Here is a 20,917-nt window from a genome sequence, read left to right as displayed (position 1 = left end):
GCTGCGATTTTTTCACCTGTCAGCGAAACCCTTCGGGTCTCAGCGACGATGGCGGTAGTACTTGTGATGCTTGCGATGGCCGTAGGCATGGCCGCGACCCGGGTGACCATCACGGTAGTAGCGACGATCATCATGGCCGCGATGGGAATGACGATCATCATCGTCGTCGTCATCGCTCTTGTTGCCCATGTAGTTACCCAGCGCGCCACCGGCGCCACCGCCTGCTGCGGAGCCGATCAGGCTGCCAGTGGTGCCGCCCACGCTGCGGCCGACCACGTTGCCGCCTGCTGCGCCCAACGCACCACCAATGGCGGCTTCGCCACGGCTGCGTTTGTCTGCGCCGACTGCGCTACCACCCGCACCGCCCAAGGCCGCGCCGATAGTGGAACCGGTATTACCGCCGATGGATTGACCGACGACCGAGCCCAGAACCCCGCCCAATGCGCCGCCCACACCTGCTTCGGTGGTGCCGCCAGCAGAGGCAATGCCACTGACCAAGCCAAGGGACAACAAGAGAATCGAGGAGAACTTCATGGAGGAACCTCAAGGGGATGACGGCGCGATCCTGAGGCTCTGGAATGGGTGTGACAATCGAAATCCGACGAATAACACGACTTGTATACAATTGTGCAAGTTACTGTTTTTTGGGCGGAACTTAACGATTTTTCGTCGGTCTTTTACTTATTCGCAAAGGCCGTTTTCATTGAAAACGGCCTTTTTTGTGGGCGTAAGGAATGCTGTTGAGTGGGTCATTGAAGTCAAATGATCGCAGCCTGCGGCAGCTCCTACAAAGATCGGTGCAGGAGCTGCCGCAGGCTGCGATCTTTTGATATTGCATCAAGCAGACCTGGCCATGATCAACCCGGTCTCGCTCGCTGCTTCCAAACGGATCGCCACAAACTTCGACGTCGGCGTATGGCTGCCATCCCCGGTGCTCTCCAGCGGCACCAGTGGATTCACTTCCGGATAGTACGCCGCCGCTTGCCCGGCCGGGATGTCGAACGCCAGCAGTGTGAAGCCTTTCACCCGACGCTCCTCGCCATCATCCCAGATCGACACAATGTCGGCCTTTTGACCTGGCTTGAAGCCCAGGCGAATGATGTCGGCTTCGTTGACGAACAGCACGTCACGCTGACCCTTTACGCCGCGATAACGATCGTTGAGGCCATAGATCGTGGTGTTGTACTGATCGTGGGAGCGCATCGATTGCATGATCAGGTCCGGCAACACACCGGTGGCGCGGGTGCGTTCGTGGACCAGATCCCGGGGCAGGACGTTTGGCTTGAAATTGGCCCGCCCCGATGCGGTATTCCACTTGCGTTCACCGGCACTGTTACCGAGGTAAAAACCGCCCGGGTTCTTGATCTTCTCATTGAAGTCATTGAAGTTGGGAAGGGTGTCGGCGATCAGGTCGCGGATGCGGCGGTAGTCGGCCACCAGCCAGTTCCAGTCCACCGGGTGGCTACCCAGCGTCGCAGCGGCGATGCCGGCCAGGATTGCCGGTTCCGAGCGCATCTGATTCGACAGCGGCTGCAACTGGCCGTTAGAGGCGTGGACCATGCTGAACGAATCCTCAACGGTCACCGCTTGCGGGCCTCCAGTCTGGATGTCGATATCAGTGCGGCCCAGGCACGGAAGGATCAGCGCATCCTTGCCATGGGTCAAATGGCTGCGGTTGAGCTTGGTGCTGATCTGCACGGTCAGGTCGCAGTTCTGCAGGGCTCGGAAGGTACGCCGGCTATCCGGTGTGGCCTGGGCGAAGTTGCCGCCCAGGGCAATGAACACTTTCGCCCGACCTTCGGCCATGGCGTGGATCGCCTCAACCACGTTGTGACCGTTATCGCGCGGCACTTTGAACTGGAAGCGTCGTTCCAGTGCATCGAGAAACGCGACCGGCGGACGCTCATTGATGCCCATGGTCCGGTCACCCTGCACGTTGCTGTGGCCTCGCACCGGACACAGGCCGGCACCCGGTCGTCCGATGTTGCCGCGCAGCATCATCAGATTGGCGATTTCCTGGATGGTCGCCACCGAGTGACGATGCTGGGTGATGCCCATGGCCCAGCACATGATGACGTTCTTGCCCTTGGCATACATCCGCGCCGCCTGCTCGATTTCCTCGAGGGTCAGGCCGGACTGCTCGATGATCTGGTCCCACGGGGTATCGTCGATGGTCGCCAGATAGTCCAGCACGTTAACGCTGTGTTCATTGAGAAAGTCGTGATCGAACACTGCCGGGGCGCCAGTCCTTTGCGCGTCGCGCTCCCACAGTAGAAGGAATTTTGCCATGCCGCGCATGATCGCCATGTCGCCACCGAGCGCCGGGCGGAAGAACGCGGTGTTGGTCGGTTTGTCGCCGTTGGTGAGCATTTCGATCGGGTGCTGCGGATGCTGGAAACGCTCAAGTCCACGCTCCTTGAGCGGGTTGATGCACACCACTTGAGCACCGCGCTTGACTGCTTCACGCAGCGGTTCGAGCATTCGCGGGTGGTTGGTGCCGGGGTTCTGGCCCCAGACGAAAATCGCATCGGCGTGTTCGAAGTCGTCGAAGGTCACGGTGCCTTTGCCGACGCCAACGCTCTGCGCCAACGCCACGCCACTGGCCTCATGACACATGTTCGAGCAGTCAGGGAAGTTGTTGGTGCCGTAGGCGCGCACGAACAGCTGGTACAAAAAAGCCGCTTCGTTGCTGGCGCGGCCCGAGGTATAGAACTCGGCCTGATTCGGGCTCGACAAACCCTTCAGATGCTTGGCAATCAGGGCGAACGCATCGTCCCAACTGATCGGCTTATAGCGGTCGGTTTCTGCGTCGTAGCGCATCGGCTCGGTCAGGCGACCTTGATATTCGAGCCAGTAGTCGCTCTGCTCCAGCAACGAGGTGACGCTGTGCTTAGCGAAGAACTTGCCATCGACACGGCGTTTGGTCGCTTCCCAGTTCACCGCTTTGGCGCCGTTCTCGCAGAACATCACCATGCCCTTTTCCGGCGAATCGCCCCAGGCGCAACCTGGGCAGTCGAAGCCACCGTTCTGGTTGGTCTTGAGCATAATGCGCAGATTTTTCAGCGCGTTGTCGCTGGTCAACCAGGCCTGGGCCACGCTGATCAGTGCGCCCCAACCCCCGGCTGGACCTCTGTAGGGCTTGTAACGAGGGACGGGTTTCTGGTCGGCTTGACGGTGTTGACTCACGCTTGGTTCTCCATCGCAGGGCTGTAGACCCGCGGCGCATTCTTTTGCGGCAGGTGGACGAGATTGAGGTTGTGGCGCCGAGCCCATTGCACGGCAAGGCCAGTGGGTGCCGACAGGCTGACCAGGGTCTGGATGCCGGCGCGCAGGACCTTCTGGATCAGTTCGAGACTGCAACGGCTGGTGACGATCGCCAGTCCACCAGCGGTCGGGATTTTTTGCCTGATCAGACCGCCGATCAATTTGTCGAGGGCGTTGTGTCGACCGATGTCTTCACGGCCCAGCAGCAATTCACCCTGATCATTCATGAACACCGCCGCATGCACGGCACCGCAATGCTGGCCCAACGGCTGGAACGCACCAATGCGCTGGCGCAGGCCGTCGAGCCATTCGGCGGGTGGCAGCGGCGCACCGGGCAAAACTTTCAGATCCGGCAATGCCTGCTCGACCGCCTCCACGCCGCACAACCCGCAACCGCTGGTGCCGGCCAGTTGCCGACGCTGTTGCTTGAGGTTCCAGAAGGCACGATTGGCAATGGTCACTTGCGCGTACTGCGCCGACCCCGAGCCGCTCAGTTGCAGGTCATAAATGTCTGTGGCGTGCTCGATGATGCCGCTGCCCAGGCTGAAGCCGACGATGAAGTCTTCCAGGTCTGTGGGTGTCACCAGCATGACTGCCTGGCTGATGCCGTTATAGGCAATTGCCAGCGCCACTTCCTCTGCCAGCGCGGTGCTGGCCGATTCCGAGTATTCAAGATCGCTGTAACTGTAGGTCTGGCTTGCGGCGGGCGCGGGCGTTTCGAGGTCAGGCGCCGCGCAGGCAGGGCGCTTGGTATTCATGGCATCACCGACGGGTTGATCAGCTTTAAGACTAGGCGTGACAACATGTCGCGTCTAATCGCTATTACTGATCCGCCGATAGATGCGCTCGATCAAGAGCCTGTCAGCGATTGCTGATAGATCGCAAAACAGGCTTCCGCCAGTGCCGAGCGTGGCGCACTGCGACGCATGATCAGTCCGAGTCGGCCGAGAGTCTGGGCGTTTTCGATCGGTTGCAATCGCAGATGTTCGGTCAGACCCTCAAGGCCGCCCTCCAGCGGCATCACGGCGCAACACAGGCCGCCGTGCACAGCTTGTAACAGTTGATGCACGGCATCGGTCTGCAGCAAGGGCTGTGGGCTGAGTCCGCGGCTATGGAAGTTGTGATCAATGGACTGACGAAAGTGCATGCCACTGGTGAGCATGCCCAGCGGTAACTCGATCAACGATTCCCAACTCAGCGGTGCGGGGCCAAAGGTGAAGAAACGCTGGTCGTACAGCAGCCCCATGCGGGTTTCGCTGAAGGACAGTGAGTCGAAATGTTCGGCGTTCAGGCGTTCCAGGTAAGACACACCCAGGTCCAGACGATTGTTCGCCAATTGTTCGAGGATCTGCTCGGAACTCAGTGCGGACAGTTCGAAGCGCAGGTTCGGGTGCTCGGCGTGCAAGCGTTGCAACAGCGGCAGCGGGTCGAAGCTCGACAACGGCACCACGCCCAGTCGCAAGGTGCCAACCAGATTGCCGCGACAGGCCGCCGCCTCGGCGTACAAGCCGTCATAGGCTGCCAGTACCGTGCGAGCCCAAGCCAGCACCCGCTCGCCCGGTGCGGTGAATCCTTCGAAGCGTTGACCGCGGTTGACCAGCGACAGATCGAGTTCTTCTTCCAGGCTGCGCAAGCGCATGGACAGCGTCGGCTGGGTAATGTGGCAACGCGCGGCGGCCTGGCCGAAATGGCGGGTTTCGTCGAGCGCGATGAGGAATTTCAGCTGTTTGATGTCCATCTTCGCTCCAGGGCGCTGGGAAGGCGCGAATTCTATCGCCTGGCGGGAAGCGGCGTCATTGGTCGGGTTGAATTCGCAAGGGATAACCGTGGTCTAGTCTTTTGCGTCTGGACAACTTAATCCCATGGAGAGCAAACAATGAGCCTATTCAGTTTTCTAAAAGAAGCCGGTGAAAAGATTCTCGATGCGCTGACCCCGGATAAAGCCGAAGCCAATAGCGAGGCGTTGACCAAGCATGTACAGAGTGCCTTGACCGGTATCGACACCTCCAAGGTTCAGGTGAAGGTCGAGGGCGACAAAGTCATTGCCACAGGCGAAGCGGCAACGCAGGAAGAGAAGGAAAAAATCCTCCTGGCCCTGGGCAACGTAGCCGGTGTCAGTGGTGTCGACGATCAGATCACCGTTACGGGCCCGGTGGTCGTGGCCGCGAAGTTTGTGGTGGTCGAGAAGGGCGATACCCTCAGCGCGATTTCCCTGCGCGTGTATGGCAATGCGAACCTGTACAACAAGATCTTTGAAGCCAACAAGCCGATGCTCAAGGATGTGAACAAGATCTATCCGGGGCAGTCGTTGCGAATTCCCGAATAAAGTTTAAAACCACGTGATGGCCTTCGCGGGCAAGCCACGCTCCTGCAGGTTACGAGTCGTTCACGAAGTTGCGAACAACGCTCATCCTGTGGGAGCGTGGCTTGCCCGCGATGCAGTCAACTCGATCTACAGCCCTGCAATCAAATCCCGATAATCCTCAACCGCCGCAAACTCGGCGGTATCCTTCGGCCCCTTACGGCTATCCGGCTCACGCACAGCCAGCAAATGCACCACACCAAAATCCCGCGCACTGCGCAGAATAGGCAAGGTGTCATCGATAAACAGGCTGCGTGCCGGGTCGAAATCGATGTCGGCTTGCAAGGCATCCCAAAACTGCGGGTTTTCCTTGGGGAAACCGTAATCATGGGAACTGATCAGGCGTTCGAAGTACGGCGCCAGCTCGACCCTTTCCAGCTTCAACGACAACGAATCACGGTGGGCGTTGGTAATCAGCACCACACGCTTGCCGGCTTGTTTGATCGCTGCCAGAAAAGTGTCCGCATCCGGGCGCAGGGCGATCAGATGGGCGGTTTCCTGTTTCAGTTCGCGCACCGGCAGTTTCAGCTCGGCGCTCCAGAAGTCCAGGCAGTACCACTGCAACTGGCCGGCATTGCGTTCGAACAGCGGCTGCAATTCCAGCTCGGCCATGGCTCGGCTGACGCCGTGCAATTGGGCGTAGCGCTGGGGCAGGTGTTCCAGCCAGAAATGGTTGTCGAAGTGCAGGTCCAGCAAGGTGCCGTCCATGTCCAGCAGAACGGTGTCGATGTCGGACCAGGGTAGTGAAGGCATGGCAACGTCTCGGGCGATAGAAAGATTTCTGGCGTAAACAATCGGGAAAGCCGCGTTATAGTAGCGCGTTCACGCCAAGGAGCTTTGCATGCGCCAGAAACCCACCATACTCGCCCGCGAAATTGTCGCCACCAGTCGATTGTTCTGTGTGGAAGAGCTGAAGCTGCGCTTTTCCAACGGCGTGGAACGCACGTATGAGCGATTGGTCGGCAAGGGCGCCGGGTACGGCGCAGTCATGATCGTGGCGATGCTGGACGCCGAGCATGCGGTATTGGTCGAGGAATATTGCGGCGGCACGGATGAATATGAAATGTCGTTGCCCAAGGGCTTGATCGAGCCGGGCGAAGACGTATTGGCGGCGGCTGAGCGTGAGCTCAAGGAAGAGGCAGGCTTTGGCGCGCGGCAACTTGAACATTTGACCGAGTTGTCACTGTCCCCCGGGTACATGAGCCAAAAAATTCAAGTGGTATTGGCAACCGACCTCTACGAAGAGCGCCTGGAGGGTGATGAGCCCGAGCCAATGGGCGTGAGCAAGGTCAACCTGCGCGAGTTGTCGGCGCTGGCGCAGAATCCACAATTTACTGAAGGCCGCGCCTTGGCGGCCCTGTACCTGGCCCGTGATCTGTTGACTCAGCGCGGAGCATTTCTGTGATGGATTTCCCTCATCCATTGATGGCGCCGGTGATCGAACTGGCCTTGCAGGCAGGCGATGCGATCCTGCCGTTCTGGCGCACAGACACAGCTGTCACCGCCAAGTCGGATGATTCTCCGGTCACGGCTGCGGATCTGGCGGCGCATCATCTGATTCTGGCGGGTCTGACCGCCCTTGACCCGAATATCCCGGTGTTGTCCGAAGAGGACGCCAACATTCCCCAAAGCGTTCGCTCCGGATGGCAGCGCTGGTGGCTGGTGGATCCGCTGGATGGCACCAAGGAGTTCATCAGCGGCAGCGAAGAGTTCACCGTCAACATTGCCCTGATTGAAAACGGTCGCGTGGTCTTTGGTGTGGTATCGATGCCGACCAACGGTCGATTTTATGTCGGCGGCGCTGGGCTCGGTGCCTGGCGTGGCGACAAGGGTGGCACGCCAGTGGCGATTCAGGTGCGTGATGTTTTAGCGCCTGGTGAAGCGTTCACTGTGGTGGCCAGCCGTCGACATTCCAGCCCGGAGCAGGAGCGTTTGCTGGCCGGGTTGAGCGCCAGCCTTGGCGAATTGCAATTGGCGAATATCGGCAGCTCGCTGAAATTCTGCCTGTTGGCCGAAGGCGCGGCGGATTGCTATCCACGCCTGGCACCGACTTCGCAGTGGGATACCGCTGCCGCACAAGGTGTGCTGGAAGGCGCGGGCGGGGAAGTGCTGGATCTGAGCGGCAAGCCGTTTTGCTATCCGGCGCGGGAGTCGCTATTGAATGAATTCTTCCTGGCCCTGCCGGCGAAGGCGGCCTGGCGGGAGCAGTTGCTGGCGCTCGCGATCCTGTAGGAGCTGGCTTGCCGGCGAAGCGGTGTGTCATTCGCCAGCAAGCCGGCTCCTACAGAGGTAGTGGCGCTTAACGGTGCAACACGTACTGCCCGACAAACCTCACCGCCACCTCATCACTGCCCTCATTCACCACCCGTGTATTGAGCGTCAACCGCGCCCGGCCATATCGCTGGAACGTGGTCAAAAACTTTTTCCAGATCACCGGATCCGGGGCCTCGCAAATGGCGTTGGCATCGCCCGTCACCGGTAGCGGATAGCTGATCTGACCTTCCTGAATCACGATGTGCCCGTCGGTGATACCTTCTTCTTTCAGACGCAGGTGCAACCAGCCCCAGCCGGCCAGTACCGCGCCGCAATACAGACTGCCGCCGAACATGGTGCTCTTGTGATTGACGTTGGCTTCCAGTGGCAAGTGCAGGCGCAATTGCTGTGCATGCCAGTCGAGCACCGTAAGTCCCATGTCCCGGGTGAGGGGAATATCGTGGTGAAGGACCGATTCCAGTTGACGAATGTCGCGGCTCATTCGGGGACCTTTTGTTTGAAGTGGATGGCTGGACGCAAACTCAATCGAGATCGTCAGGTTGGGGGCTTGCGCCACTGTCGGCGAAACTCAGCCCGTGCTTGCGCAGTTTGTCGTGCAAGGTCTTGCGTGGAATACCGAGGGCTTCGGCGACGCTGCGTACCGAGCTGTGCGAGCGCGCCAGTTCAGCGGCAATCAGGGTTTTTTCAAAGTTTTCCACCTGCTCACTCAATCCGCCGCTGACGACTTCTGCCGTCGTGCCGTTGCCGGTTTGCGCTTCATTGTTGTCCAGCGCCAGTTCCAGTCCCAAGGCAAAGCGTTCGGCGGCGTTTTGCAGTTCGCGAACATTGCCGGGCCAGGTGTGTCGCAGCAGCAAGGCGCGCTGACCCGGTTGCAGTTCGTGTGGCGGCAAGCCGTGGCGGGCGCTGGCCTCATCGGCAAAATGCTGGAACATCACCAATGCATCTTCCCCACGCTCACGCAGCGGTGGAATACGCAACGGTGCCACGTTCAGGCGGTAATACAAGTCGGCACGAAAGCGACCCTGGTCGGCAGCCTGGCGCAGGTCTTCCTTGGTGGCGGCGATGATGCGGATGTCGAGCGGGATCAGCTGATTGCCGCCCAGTCGCTCGACCACGCGTTCTTGCAGCAAACGCAGCAATTTCACCTGCACATCCAGGCTCATGCTTTCGATTTCGTCGAGAAACAGCGTGCCGCCGTTGGCGAATTCGAACTTGCCGATACGGCGCTTTTGCGCGCCGGTGAAAGCGCCCGGTTCATGGCCGAACAGCTCGCTTTCGACCACTGACTCGGCCAGCGCTCCGGCGTTGATCGCCACGAAGGGGCCATTGCGTCGGTTCGACAGATCGTGCAACGCTCGGGCGACGACTTCTTTTCCGGCCCCTGTTTCGCCGAGAATCAGGACATCTGCTCTGGTCGCCGCCAACGCGCCGATCTGCTCGCGCAGGCGCAACATTGAGGTCGATTGTCCGACCAGGCGCGTGCTCAGCTCATTTCGGTCGCTCAGTGCCAAGCGCAGGCTCCGGTTATCCAGCACCAGACGGCGCAGGGCCAGGGCGCGGCGCACGCTGTCGAGCAGGGCGTCGCTGGCGAAGGGTTTTTCCAGAAAGTCATAGGCCCCGGCACGCATGGCCTGCACCGCCAGCGGCACGTCGCCGTGACCGGTGATCAGCAATACCGGCAGTTCTGGGTCCTGGGCATGAAGTTCGCTCAGCAGTTCGAGACCGTCCATGCCGGGCATGCGGATGTCGCTGACCACTACACCCGGCCAATCGCGTTCGATTTGCCCGGCCAGGCCCTTGGCTTCGGCCAGCGGCAGAATTTTCAAACCGGCCAGATCGAGTGTCTGGCTCAACGCTTGGCGCAGGTGGGGATCGTCGTCGATCAACACGACCTGGAAGCGATTGTCGATGGTCATGCACTTCGGTCCTCGGAAGGTTGCAGGCTCACACCCGGTGCGCCTGCGCGTAGCTTCAGGGTAATCAGTGCGCCGCCTTCCTTGTGGTTGGCGAATGACAGTTCACCGCCGAAGGCGCGCATTAGCGTCTCGCAAATCGCCAGACCCAATCCAAGCCCCTGGGTGCGGGTCTTGGTGGTGTAGAAGGGTTCGCTGGCGCGGCCAAGGGCTTCCATGCAAAAGCCGGGGCCGTTGTCGCGAATGTACAGGTTGACGCCATCGGCTGTGGATTGGGCACTCAACCAGAGTTTGCGTGGCGGGCCTTTTTCGGTCAGGGCATCCAGAGCGTTGGCCAGCAGGTTGCCCAGGACCTGACGCAGGCGGGTTTCCCCGGCCTCGACCCATAAGGTGGCGGCGGGTAAATCGCGGATCAATTCAACGTCCATGCTGCGTCGACGCTTGGCCAGCAAGGCCAGTGCATCATCCAGCGCCGGTTGCAGGGCGACGCTTTCAGGGGCGTGACGATCGCGCCGGGCGAAGGCACGTAAATGGGCAATGATCGAGGCCATTCGGCCGGTCAATTCGCTGATCAGCTTGAGGTTGCCGCGAGCGTCATCGGTGCGCTGATGGTCGAGCAGCACTTCGGCGTTTTCTGCGTAACTGCGGATGGCGGCCAGTGGCTGATTGAGTTCGTGACTGATGCTCGCCGACATCGTTCCCAGCGCCGACAGCTTGCCGGCTTGCACCAGATCATCCTGGGCGCGCACCAATTCCTGCTGGGCCTGTTCGCGCTCCAGCACTTCCTGTTTCAGGCGCCGGTTGAGGCCTTCCAGATCACTCGTGCGCTCGGCGACCCGGCCTTCCAGTTCGCGACGGGCCTTGGCTTCGAAGGCAATGCGTTCGAGGTAATGGCGACGACGCTGCATCATCAGGCCGAGTAGCAGCATGACCACCAGCAGTGCAGCACCGCCGACAGCCACCACGGTGCGTACCGGCCGATCGATCAGGGTGCGCGGGGCAAGGATGCTGACGTTCCAGCCGGTTTCGGCAATGGGTTGGCTCTGAGTCAGCCAAGCGTTGGGATTGAGTTTCAATGGCTGTGGATCGCGGGTCGGATAAGGCTGGATCGCGGTGATGGCGGTGCTTTCTGCTTCGTTCAACGGGCGCGTGGAGCGGAATCGCCACTCCGGTCGCGACGTCAGAATGACCACACCGTTATGGTCTGTCAGCAGCAATTGCTCAGGGGTTTTACCCCACAGGCTCTCGGTGTGGTCAAGATCAACCTTGACCACCAGCACACCGACGATTTTCTCGCCGTCGCGCACGCCCGCCGCGAAGAAATAACCGCGCTTGGCGGAGGTGGTGCCCAAGCCGAAAAACCGCCCGAGCCGCCCGGCCATGGCTTCGCTGAAATAGGGCCGAAAGGAAAAATTGCGCCCGACGAAGCTGTCGTGTTTGTCCCAATTGGAAGCGGCCAGGGTTTTGCCGGTGGCGTCCATCAGGTACATGACTTCGGCACCGGTCTGGGCGCTGATGTTCTTCAACAGGCGGTTGGCGTTGCCTTGGGTGACGCCATCGTCCGGTGCACCGAGCACGGCGCGCAGGGCCGGCAGGTCGCCGAGAATCTGCGGCAATACTTCATAGCGATGCAGAGTGCCCAGCAGGTTGGCGACGTAGAGGTCGAGGGTCTGACGGTTCTGACTGGCCAATTCGCTGCGGTAGTAGCGCTCCGCCAGATGCTGCAACGGCCAGAGCAGCGGTGCCAGGCACAGTGCCAGCAGGGCCAGGCTGCGCCAACGAGGTCTGGGGGGAAGGGTCGGAGTCATGAGCATCGAGCGCCTGTGGGTACAGGCGCATTATGCCTAGGCTTGCGGTCACCGTCTGCGCAAGAAAAAGGCACTTTCGCGCCCTCGCAAACGCTCAGACCCGACCGTGGGGGGTTGCGTATCGCCCTGAGCAGTGGCGATATAAGCGCCTAATAAAATTTCAGGGGTCGTTGTATGCCGCTCGCCACGTTGATTCATCGCGCCAGTTTGCCCAGCCCGCAAGTAACTGCGGAACAGGCGCTTGAGCTGCTGGAGGAACATTACGGGTTTAGCGCAAAGTTGCAGGCTCTGGGTAGCCAGCAGGACCTGAACTTCCGCGTTGACAGCGACCGGGGGCGTTTCGTCCTGAAAATTTGCCGTGGCGACTATTCGGTACTGGAGCTTCAAGCCCAGCATGCCGGGCTCAGGCACCTGGGAGCGCATCCCGATGTGCATGTACCGGGCGTGATCGCGGCAAAAAATGGCGCAGACCTGCTTTCCCTGGAAGTTGGCGGCCAGGCAGTCCATGTGCGCTTGCTGGAGTACATCGAAGGGCAGCCTCTGACGAGCCTCAAGCGTTTCAACCCTGCCGTGGTGGCGGGTTACGGTCGCCTTTGTGGCGAAATGGACCTGGCGCTGGCGGACTTCGATCACCCAGGCCTGGTGCGAACGCTGCAGTGGGATGCTCGTCATGCTCATGCCTTGATCGCGCATCTGCTGCCTGTCATCACGGATGAAACCCAGCGTCGGCTGATTGTCGAGGCCTCCGAACAAGCGGAGCGTCATTTGCAGCCACTGGAGGACAAGCTGCCGGTGCAAGCCATCCACATGGACATCACCGATGACAACGTGGTGTGGCAGCGTGATGCGCAGCGCCACTGGCAATTGCAAGGCGTGATCGACTTTGGCGATCTGGTGCGCACTTGGCGGATCACCGATTTGTCGGTGACCTGTGCCGCCCTGCTGCACCACGGTGAAGGCGATCCTTTCTGCATTTTGCCGGCGATCCAGGCCTATCACGCAATCAACCCGCTTCAACACGAAGAGCTGCTGGCGCTCTGGCCGCTGATCGTTGCGCGCGCGGCGGTGCTGGTGCTCAGTGGTGAGCAGCAAGTCAGCATCGATCCGGGCAACACCTATAGTCGCGACAATCTGATCCACGAGTGGGAAATTTTCCGCGTGGCTACGTCGGTTCCGCTGGCGTTGATGGAAGCGGCAATCCTCTCGGCGGTTGGTCATACACTGCCAGCCATCGGCGGCGAAAATTTCGCGCCGCTGTTGCCGAGCCTGGTGGGGCGTGCGTTTGCCTTGATCGACCTGGGCGTATTGAGCCCGCATTTCGAGGCCGGCAACTGGGAGCAGCAAGGCATCGATCAGCGTTTGCTGGATGAAGCGCTTGCCGCTCATGGTCTGGCGGCCAGTCGCTATGGACAGTACCGCTTGTCCCGCACCCAAGCGGACAGCGCCACAGAGCCAGATACCTTCCCGTTGCACGTCGAATTACGCGTCCCCCATGGCACAGTGGTCGAGTCGCCGTTTGCTGGCGTGGTGCATCAACCCTCGGCCGGCGTGCTGCAACTGGATGGCCCGCAACTGAGCGTGCGGTTGTGGGGCGTCACGCCTTCGCTGCACAGCGGCGCAGCCCTGGTCAAAGGCCAGGTGCTGGGATCGGTCAGCGGACCGTTGATTGTGCAGTTGTGCCGAGGCTCGTCGATCACTGCGCCGCTGTTCTGTACGCCATCGCGCGCGGCTGCCTGGCAGGCCTTGTGCCCGTCACCGGCTACGCTGCTGGGGCTGGCGTGTGATGCCGAAGCAGAACTCGACGCACAGACTTTGCTGGCGCGGCGTGATGCCAGCTTCGCCCGCACGCAAAAACATTACTACGTCGACCCGCCGCGCATCGAGCGCGGCTGGCGCAACCATTTGATCGACATGCAGGGCCGCTCCTACCTCGACATGCTCAACAACGTTGCTGTGTTGGGTCATGGCCATCCGCGCATGGCGGCGGTCGCCAGCCGTCAGTGGTCGCTGCTCAACACCAACTCGCGCTTCAACTACGCAGCGGTTGCCGAGTTCTCCGAGCGTTTGCTGAAACTGTCACCGGACGGCATGGATCGAGTGTTCCTGGTCAACAGCGGCAGCGAGGCAAACGATCTGGCGATTCGTCTGGCGTGGGCCTACAGCGGTGGCCGCGACATGATCAGCGTGCTGGAGGCCTATCACGGCTGGACGGTGGGTGCGGACGCGGTGTCGACCTCGATTGCCGACAACCCCAAGGCCTTGAGCAGCCGACCGGACTGGGTGCATCCAGTGATCGCACCAAACACCTATCGCGGCGAGTTCCGCGGTCCGGACAGTGCACCTGACTACGTACGCAGCGTCGAACACAACCTGACGAAAATCGCGGAGCAGAAACGCCAACTGGCCGGCTTCATCTGCGAGCCGGTGTATGGCAACGCTGGCGGTATTTCGCTGCCATCGGGCTATCTGAAACAGGTTTATGCAATGGTGCGCGCGCAAGGTGGCGTGTGCATCGCCGACGAAGTCCAGGTCGGTTACGGGCGCATGGGCCATTTCTTCTGGGGCTTCGAAGAGCAGGGCGTGGTGCCGGACATCATCACCATGGCCAAGGGCATGGGCAATGGTCAACCGTTGGGTGCGGTGATCACCCGCCGGGAAATCGCCGAAGCATTGGAGGCCGAAGGTTATTTCTTCTCGTCCGCAGGGGGCAGTCCGGTCAGTTGCCAGATCGGCATGGCGGTGCTGGATGTGATGGAAGAGGAAAAGCTTTGGGAGAACGCGCAAATTGTCGGCGGGCATTTCAAGCAGCGTCTTGAAGCGCTGATCGATATTCATCCGTTGGTTGGTGCGGTGCACGGGTCCGGTTTTTATCTGGGTGTGGAGTTGATCCGCAACCGCGAAACCCTGGAGCCGGCCACTCAAGAAACCACGGCGCTGTGTGATCGTCTGCGTGAGCTCGGGATTTTCATGCAGCCGACGGGTGATTTCCTGAACGTGTTGAAGATCAAACCGCCGATGGTCACCTCACGCCAGAGCGTGGATTTCTTTGTGGACATGCTGTCGAAGGTGCTTGAAGAGGGGTTGTAAACACCCCTCTCTGTAGGAGCGAGCTTGCTCGCGATGGCGGTTTTTCAGTCGACAAATCTGTGACTGACATGGCCTCATCGCGAGCAAGCTCGCTCCTACAGGGATGGGGGGTGTTAATCCGATTGTTATCGGCTTTAAATGCATGCCATGAGCTAATTCTGATAGGTAACGCTTTAAAAGCCGATATTTATCGGATATAAAGTCGCCACAGTCCACGGCGTGCCCCAATGCGCTTCCATTTTTTGTCAGGTATCAATGTCACTCTGGAGTCCTGAGCCATGACCACTTTGAACAGCTCCCCTCGCGCCGACGGCTTCTACATGCCCGCCGAGTGGGCACCGCAAACCCAGGCCTGGATGATTTGGCCAGAGCGGCCGGACAACTGGCGCCTGGGCGGCAAGCCGGCGCAAGCCGCCCACGCGGCAGTGGCCAAGGCCATCGCCCGTTTCGAGCCTGTGACTGTCGCGGTTTCCGCCGGCCAGTACGAAAACGCTCGTGCACGTCTCGACGTACCGAATATCCGCGTGGTGGAAATGTCCAGTGACGACGCCTGGGTCCGCGACTCCGGCCCGACCTTCGTTATCAATAACAGTGGCGAAGTCCGTGGTGTGAACTGGGATTTCAACGCGTGGGGTGGTTTCGACGGCGGTCTGTATTCACCGTGGAACCGGGACTCGCAGGTCGGCGGCAAAATTCTTGAAATCGAGCGCAGCCAGCGCTATCGCACCGAAGGCTTTGTACTCGAAGGCGGCTCGATTCACGTCGATGGCGAAGGCACGCTGATCACCACCGAAGAATGCCTGCTCAACCGCAATCGCAATCCACACATGAGCCGCGCAGAAATCGAAGCGGTACTCAGCGCAAATCTGGCTGTGGATAAAATCATCTGGTTGCCGGACGGTTTGTTCAACGATGAAACCGACGGCCATGTGGATAACTTCTGCTGCTACGTGCGTCCGGGTGAAGTGTTGCTGGCCTGGACTGACGACCCCCAGGATCCGAACTATCCACGCTGCCAGGCTGCAATGAAAGTGCTGCAAAGCAGCACGGACGCTAAAGGTCGCCCATTCACCGTGCACAAAATGCCGATTCCGGGGCCGCTGTTCGCGACCGAAGAAGAGTGTGCCGGGGTGGATCCGGTCGACGGCACTCAGGAACGCAATCCTACTGTTCGTCTGGCGGGTTCCTACGTGAACTTCCTGATCGTCAACGGCGGCATCATCGCCCCGAGTTTTGATGACCCTCAGGACGGTCCGGCGAAAGAGATTTTGCAGAATCTGTTCCCGCAACACGAAGTGGTGATGGTGCCGGGTCGTGAACTGTTACTGGGTGGCGGCAACATTCACTGCCTTACCCAGCAGCAACCGGCTCCGCACATGGAGTGAGTGAGGCCGTAACAGCCTGAGTTGATTACCTTATTGCTCAAGCTGGCCTTTCGCCTTGTTCCGTTGCCCAGAACCCGCAGCCCCCATGGACTGCGGGTTTTTTTGTATCCGCTTGTCCACAACTCAGAAACTTTGGCACAGCTCTTGTATCTGTACGGTTGCAACTTGGGGAGGGGGAGAACTTCGATGTTCTGTCATAAACCTTGGATAAGTTAGCCGCTCACAAATCGGGAGAGAGCGCTGAAATGAACGCCGAAGTAAATGCAATGAGCGACAAGTCGTTGCATCCCCTGGTGATAAACAGCGAATCGCTCCAGGTTCTGGCGCACTGGTTAAAGTCCAATGGAACGCGTTCGATCAGTGAAACTGATCCGCGCCGGACAATGATCGAGCGCTACCCCGCAGATTTTTTCAGCGAGGCGGAACTGGATGCGTTGTGGGATGTGATGGAAGGATAAGAAGCACAACAACGGATTGAAAAAACAAAAAGCGCTGCCTCGGATGGCAGCGCTTTTTTTTCTTGAATAGTCCCGTAGGAGCTGGCTTGCCAGCGAAGGCGTCGTGTCAAACGACTTCTACGTTATTGACCCACCGCTTTCGCTGGCAAGCCAGCTCCTACAGGTTTTGTGTTGTGGTCAGAAGCTGTAGGTGCCCGTCACCACCAGGCTACGCGGTGCCCCCGGCTGGATCTGAAATGCACTGGTCGCCGACGAGTAGTACGTTTTGTCGCTGATGTTGTTCAGCGCCGCGCGCAAATCCCAATCTTTCTCACGGAAACCGGCCAAGGCATCCCAACGACCGTAACCCGGCAGCACGGTGGTGTTGAGGTTGTCGGCATAGCGATCGCCGACCAGCGTCAAACCGGTTTCGGCGTACCAACCCATTTCCGGTTTCCAGGTCAGGAACAGGCTGCCGTTGTGCTTGGCCACATTGTTGATGCGCTTGCCTTCCAGGCCGTTGTTATCTTCCTCGATGGTTGCGTCCTGGATACCCACACCGCCGCGCACGTACCAGTTGCCGCTAATCTTGCCAGCGGCGGTCAGCTCGATCCCGCGGGAGCGTTGCAGGCCGGAGAGCAGGGTAATGGTTGGATTGTTCGGGTCGCTGGTGCGGCGGTTGTAGAGCTCCAGTTCGTAGATCGCCAGTGTCGTGCTCAAGCGATCATCGAGCCAGTCACTCTTCACGCCGATTTCTTTCTGCTTGGTCAGCTCGGGGCTCAGGTCATTGGCATTGCCGGCGGCGCCTGGGGTGATGCCGATCAAGCCACCGCCAACCGGTGAGAACGTCTTGGACCAGGAAGCGTAAAAGGAATGATTCGGTAACGGCGTCCAGACCAGTCCTACACGTGGGCTGGTGCTGTGGCTGTCGCGGTCTTCGGATATGTCGCGCAGCTTGTTGGTCGACTCAATATCGAAGGTGTCGTAGCGCAGGCCGGCGAGCAATTGCCATTGATCGCTCAGGTGCAACTGATCCTGCACGTAAACGGCGCGGCTTTCGACTTCAGTGTGGGAGTTGCTCGACACCTGCATGCGCCCGGTATGACGCAAGTCGCGATTGGGGTTGTAAAGATCCAGCGGCGGCACCGGTGAACTCCCCGGGCCTGTGGTGGCAGCGGTGTACAAAAGCGGATCGCGGCGTTGGCTGCCGATTTCGATGCCGGTGAGCAGGCGATGTTCCAGGCCAAAGGTATCGAAACCACCCTCCAGTTCAACGTTGTTGTAGACGTTGCGGGTGGACAAGTCCTGCTGCCAGTGCTGGCGCGTGACCTGGTGGGTGGCCGGAATGTAGCCGGTCAGATAGGTGTTGTCGAAATCGCTATTGAGCTTGAATACACCCAGGGTCTGGCGCAGCTGCCAGTTATCGTTCAACTCATAGGTGAGTTTTGAGCGTAGGGATTGTGCCTTGTCATCGATGAAATCGTGCTCGCCGCCGTAGGTCGTATCGCGTCCTACGTCTGCCGGGCGACCGTTTACACCGGGGATCCCACGGTCCGGCGTTCGGTTGTAGCGGCTGTATTCGTACTGCACCAGCCAGTTGAGGTCGGGTGTCAGCTGCCAGCTCATCGATGGTGCGAACAACTGGCGATTGCCACTCACGCCATCGCGGAAGCTGTTTTCGTCCATGTTGCCCATGTTCAGGCGCAGGCTGATGTTCTCGGATGGATCGGTACTCAGGTCGGCGTACAGGCTGCGCAGATCTTCGCTGCCGCCCTGGGCTTCGATCGTCGAGCGGCGACCGAACTCCGGCAACTTGCTGACCCGGTTGACGATGCCACCCTGGCTGCCACGACCATACAACACAGCAGCGGGGCCTTTTAGAACATCGATGCGTTCAATGTTGTGCAAGTCGCGCACGTATTGGCTGTCGTCGCGGATGCCATCGAGATAGAAGTCGTTGCTGGCATCGAAGCCGCGGATGCGCAAGCTGTCGAAGCGCGTGTCGGCGCCGCTGCTGACGTTAGGGATGCCACTGAGTGCCGTGCCCAGATCGTTGGTGCCGTAGTCCGAGACGTTCGAGGTTTTGATCGAATCGATGGCTTGAGGCACATAGCGCACCGGCGTATTGGTGCGGGTCGCCGTACTGGTTTGGGTGACGCGCGGATCGTCCGCTTCCGCTTCGGCGCTGATCGAGGTAGCAGGCAAGGTGGTCGTTGTTGCGTAGGAAAAACCGGCAGACAGGAAGGCAGAAAGCCCAAGGGTCATGGGCGTAAGACGAAAGGGGGCAGGCATTGCGAAGTGCATCCGAGAAGGTTGGAAATTCAAGGGTGCGAATGGTAATGCTTGTTATTTGCTTCCGTTAATTGTTCTTGAAGGTTCGAGAGATTGATTGTTGCAAAGTATGTCGTGATTGATACGTTCGGGTATTGAGTCACCTGACCGAGAGGAAAACTCGTGCCTTTCGTTCTACGTCAATTGAATATTCCTGCCGCCTAACTGTCTTTCCTGGACGTTTTTTGCCTGTTTATCGACGATTCCTGAAATTGACACATAGTCAGAGGGGCGGCTACGATCCCGCCCAACGCCTGTGGCCGACCGCCACGATTCAAAACAATAAAAAGGCCCGCCGCGAGAAATCGTGGGCGGGCCTTTTTGTTTTCGTCACGAAAAAAGAGCGCGATAGCGCCGTTTCCGTCGTTCGACACAGCGCGTTTCAACCGCAAACAAGGAAAAGAACACCATGTTGAACAAGCGAATCAGCCTGATCGCTCTGGGGATTTTGAGTGCAACACCGGCCATGGCTAACGACCAGGTCGAGTCCAAGGGTTTCGTTGAAGACAGCAGCCTCAAAGTGCTGCTGCGCAATGCCTACATGAATCGTGACTACAAAGACGGCAATCCGGATAAGTCCGAGTGGGGCCAGGCGGCCATCGGCACCTTCTCTTCCGGCTTCACCCAAGGCACCGTCGGTGTCGGTGTGGATGCTTTTGGATTGTATGCATTGAACCTGGAGCGCAGCGAAGATCGTAGCGGCGCCCAAGGCATCGATTTTTTCAAAAAGGGCGCCAGCGGAGAACCGGCCGATGACCTGTCCAAGGGTGGCGCAGCGGTCAAATTCCGCCTGTCCAGCACCACCCTGACCTACGGCGACCAAATGCCGGCATTGCCGGTGTTGAATTACGACAACTCGCGCCTGCTGCCGGAAAGCTACACCGGCACCCTGATCACCTCCAGGGAGATCAAAGGCCTTGAGCTGAACGCCGGTCGCTTCACTGCCCAATCGCGCAAAAGCGCTGAAGGCCGTGACAGCGGTGGGTTGAAGTCGATCAACGTCTTGGGCGGCAGCTATCAGTTCACTGAGCAATTCAAAGGCGCGCTGTACGCTTCCGACGTCGAAGACGTGCTGAAGAAGCAATACATCAACGCCAACTACGTGATCCCGGTCGACAAGGATCAGTCCTTGAACCTGGACTTCAACGGCTACCGCACCAAGCTGGAAGACTCCTACGTTCGCGACAACGGCATTACCGGCGACGACAACAAGATCTGGAGCCTGGCCGCCACCTTCGTTACCGGCGCGCACTCCTTCACCCTCGCGCACCAGCGCAGCACGGGCGACAGCAACCTGGGCTACGCCTACGGTGGCTACCAGAAAGACCAGGGACGCATCGGCGACGGTGGCAACACCATTTACCTGGCCAACTCCTACTGGTCCGACTTCAACGCCGAAGACGAACGCAGCTGGCAGCTGGGCTACGGCCTCGACTTCACCACCTTCGGTGTCCCTGGCCTGAGCTACAACTTCGCCTACGTGCGTGGTGACAACATCACCACTTCCACCAGCGAAGGCGGCACCGAGCGCGAGATCTTCAACCAGATCAAGTACGTCGTGCAAAGCGGTCCGGCCAAAGACCTCAGCGTGAAACTGCGCAGCTCGGTTCTGCGCGTGTCGCAGAAGTCGAGCGAGTACAACGTGAGTGGCAATGAAGTGCGTGTGTTTGTGGATTACCCGATCAACATTTTCTGATGATCCCGTTCGGTATCCCGGCCTGATAAAGGGCTGAGAAAGAAGAAGCCCCGACTGGTTCGGGGCTTTTTTGTGCTGTTTGTCCCGTCCTGAATAAGGTTTACACCTTCTGACCTATTTTCAGGAGGGAGCAATGGATTCGGGGAAAAGGCGCAGTCAGCGCGATTACACGCTGGCTTTTAAATTGTCGGTGGTCGATCAGGTCGAAAAGGGCGAGTTGAGTTATAAAGAGGCTCAACGGCGCTATGGCATCCAGGGTCGGTCAACGGTGTTGGTGTGGTTACGCAAGCATGGTCGGCAGGATTGGAGCCAAGGCGCGTCTATTCGAGTGCTGAGGAAGAGTTCCATGGCCGAGTCCAC

17 protein-coding genes are annotated in these 20,917 nt (G+C 59.4%); 8 read left to right on the top strand and 9 right to left on the bottom strand.

From position 1 onward, the window contains the following. Window positions 1–39: 39 nt before the first annotated feature. The 4 genes from AD668_RS00475 to AD668_RS00455 form a co-directional block, all read right to left on the bottom strand. Window positions 40–534, bottom strand: coding sequence for a glycine zipper domain-containing protein (locus tag AD668_RS00475; RefSeq protein WP_053153051.1), 495 nt, complete (start codon window positions 532–534; stop codon window positions 40–42). A 303-nt stretch (window positions 535–837) separates the two neighbouring features. Continuing rightward, window positions 838–3,186, bottom strand: a complete 2,349-nt coding sequence (locus AD668_RS00465; protein ID WP_053153046.1) for an FdhF/YdeP family oxidoreductase — start codon at window positions 3,184–3,186, stop codon at window positions 838–840. After that, window positions 3,183–4,022: a formate dehydrogenase accessory sulfurtransferase FdhD gene (gene fdhD / locus AD668_RS00460; RefSeq protein ID WP_053153043.1), complete on the bottom strand. Its 840-nt coding sequence runs from the start codon at window positions 4,020–4,022 to the stop codon at window positions 3,183–3,185. The genes AD668_RS00465 and fdhD overlap by 4 nt, the downstream gene beginning before the upstream one ends. Before the next feature lie 92 nt (window positions 4,023–4,114). Beyond that, entirely contained in the window at window positions 4,115–5,002 is an 888-nt protein-coding gene (locus AD668_RS00455; protein ID WP_053153040.1) for a LysR family transcriptional regulator, read from the bottom strand. Window positions 5,003–5,140: 138 nt separating this feature from the next. Here AD668_RS00455 and lysM point away from each other — a divergent pair, with 138 nt between their 5' ends. Next, the gene (lysM, locus tag AD668_RS00450; RefSeq protein ID WP_053153038.1) at window positions 5,141–5,590 is read left to right on the top strand and encodes a peptidoglycan-binding protein LysM; all 450 of its coding nucleotides are present in this window, start codon (window positions 5,141–5,143) and stop codon (window positions 5,588–5,590) included. Window positions 5,591–5,716: 126 nt separating this feature from the next. Here lysM and yrfG read toward each other — a convergent pair whose 3' ends face one another. Next, window positions 5,717–6,379, bottom strand: coding sequence for a GMP/IMP nucleotidase (gene yrfG / locus AD668_RS00445; protein WP_053153035.1), 663 nt, complete (start codon window positions 6,377–6,379; stop codon window positions 5,717–5,719). Between the two features lie 88 nt (window positions 6,380–6,467). On the opposite strand from yrfG, the gene nudE reads away from it, so the two are divergent. Both nudE and cysQ read left to right on the top strand, forming a co-directional pair. Next, on the top strand, window positions 6,468–7,031 hold the full coding sequence (gene nudE, locus AD668_RS00440; protein WP_053153032.1) for an ADP compounds hydrolase NudE: 564 nt from the start codon (window positions 6,468–6,470) through the stop codon (window positions 7,029–7,031). Then, on the top strand, window positions 7,031–7,858 hold the full coding sequence (gene cysQ, locus AD668_RS00435) for a 3'(2'),5'-bisphosphate nucleotidase CysQ (protein ID WP_053153030.1): 828 nt from the start codon (window positions 7,031–7,033) through the stop codon (window positions 7,856–7,858). The genes nudE and cysQ overlap by 1 nt, the downstream gene beginning before the upstream one ends. Window positions 7,859–7,925: 67 nt before the next feature. Here the strand turns inward: cysQ and AD668_RS00430 are convergent, their stop codons facing one another. The 3 genes from AD668_RS00430 to AD668_RS00420 are packed head-to-tail and all read right to left on the bottom strand — an operon-like array spanning window position 7,926 to window position 11,621. Then, on the bottom strand, window positions 7,926–8,381 hold the full coding sequence (locus AD668_RS00430; protein ID WP_053153028.1) for a YiiD C-terminal domain-containing protein: 456 nt from the start codon (window positions 8,379–8,381) through the stop codon (window positions 7,926–7,928). A gap of 40 nt (window positions 8,382–8,421) precedes the next feature. Beyond that, a complete protein-coding gene (locus AD668_RS00425; protein ID WP_053153025.1) occupies window positions 8,422–9,816 on the bottom strand; it encodes a sigma-54 dependent transcriptional regulator in 1,395 nt (464 codons plus the stop codon). Further along, window positions 9,813–11,621 carry an ATP-binding protein gene (locus AD668_RS00420; protein ID WP_053153023.1) on the bottom strand — a complete coding sequence of 603 codons (1,809 nt, stop codon included), beginning with the start codon at window positions 11,619–11,621 and terminating at the stop codon, window positions 9,813–9,815. Before AD668_RS00420 ends, AD668_RS00425 begins: the two co-directional genes overlap by 4 nt. A gap of 174 nt (window positions 11,622–11,795) precedes the next feature. Here AD668_RS00420 and AD668_RS00415 point away from each other — a divergent pair, with 174 nt between their 5' ends. The 3 genes from AD668_RS00415 (at window position 11,796) to AD668_RS00405 (ending at window position 16,551) form a co-directional block, all read left to right on the top strand. Next, on the top strand, window positions 11,796–14,708 hold the full coding sequence (locus AD668_RS00415; protein ID WP_053153021.1) for an aminotransferase: 2,913 nt from the start codon (window positions 11,796–11,798) through the stop codon (window positions 14,706–14,708). A gap of 278 nt (window positions 14,709–14,986) precedes the next feature. Continuing rightward, the gene (gene aguA / locus AD668_RS00410) at window positions 14,987–16,093 is read left to right on the top strand and encodes an agmatine deiminase (protein WP_053153016.1); all 1,107 of its coding nucleotides are present in this window, start codon (window positions 14,987–14,989) and stop codon (window positions 16,091–16,093) included. Window positions 16,094–16,338: 245 nt separating this feature from the next. Beyond that, complete coding sequence (locus tag AD668_RS00405) at window positions 16,339–16,551, top strand: hypothetical protein (protein ID WP_053153013.1); 213 nt, start codon at window positions 16,339–16,341, stop codon at window positions 16,549–16,551. Between the two features lie 177 nt (window positions 16,552–16,728). Here AD668_RS00405 and AD668_RS00400 read toward each other — a convergent pair whose 3' ends face one another. Beyond that, complete coding sequence (locus AD668_RS00400) at window positions 16,729–18,822, bottom strand: TonB-dependent siderophore receptor (protein ID WP_053153243.1); 2,094 nt, start codon at window positions 18,820–18,822, stop codon at window positions 16,729–16,731. 448 nt (window positions 18,823–19,270) lie between these two features. Between AD668_RS00400 and AD668_RS00395 the strand changes: the two genes are divergently transcribed. Both AD668_RS00395 and AD668_RS00390 read left to right on the top strand, forming a co-directional pair. Next, entirely contained in the window at window positions 19,271–20,557 is a 1,287-nt protein-coding gene (locus tag AD668_RS00395; protein WP_053153011.1) for an OprD family porin, read from the top strand. Between the two features lie 133 nt (window positions 20,558–20,690). Then, on the top strand, window positions 20,691–20,917 hold a 227-nt coding region (locus AD668_RS00390; protein WP_156322291.1), incomplete at its 3' end, for a helix-turn-helix domain-containing protein.

The sequence above is a fragment of the Pseudomonas sp. P1.8 genome, assembly GCF_001269805.1.
Taxonomy (GTDB): domain Bacteria; phylum Pseudomonadota; class Gammaproteobacteria; order Pseudomonadales; family Pseudomonadaceae; genus Aquipseudomonas.
This window is presented reverse-complemented; position numbering and strand designations above follow the sequence as displayed.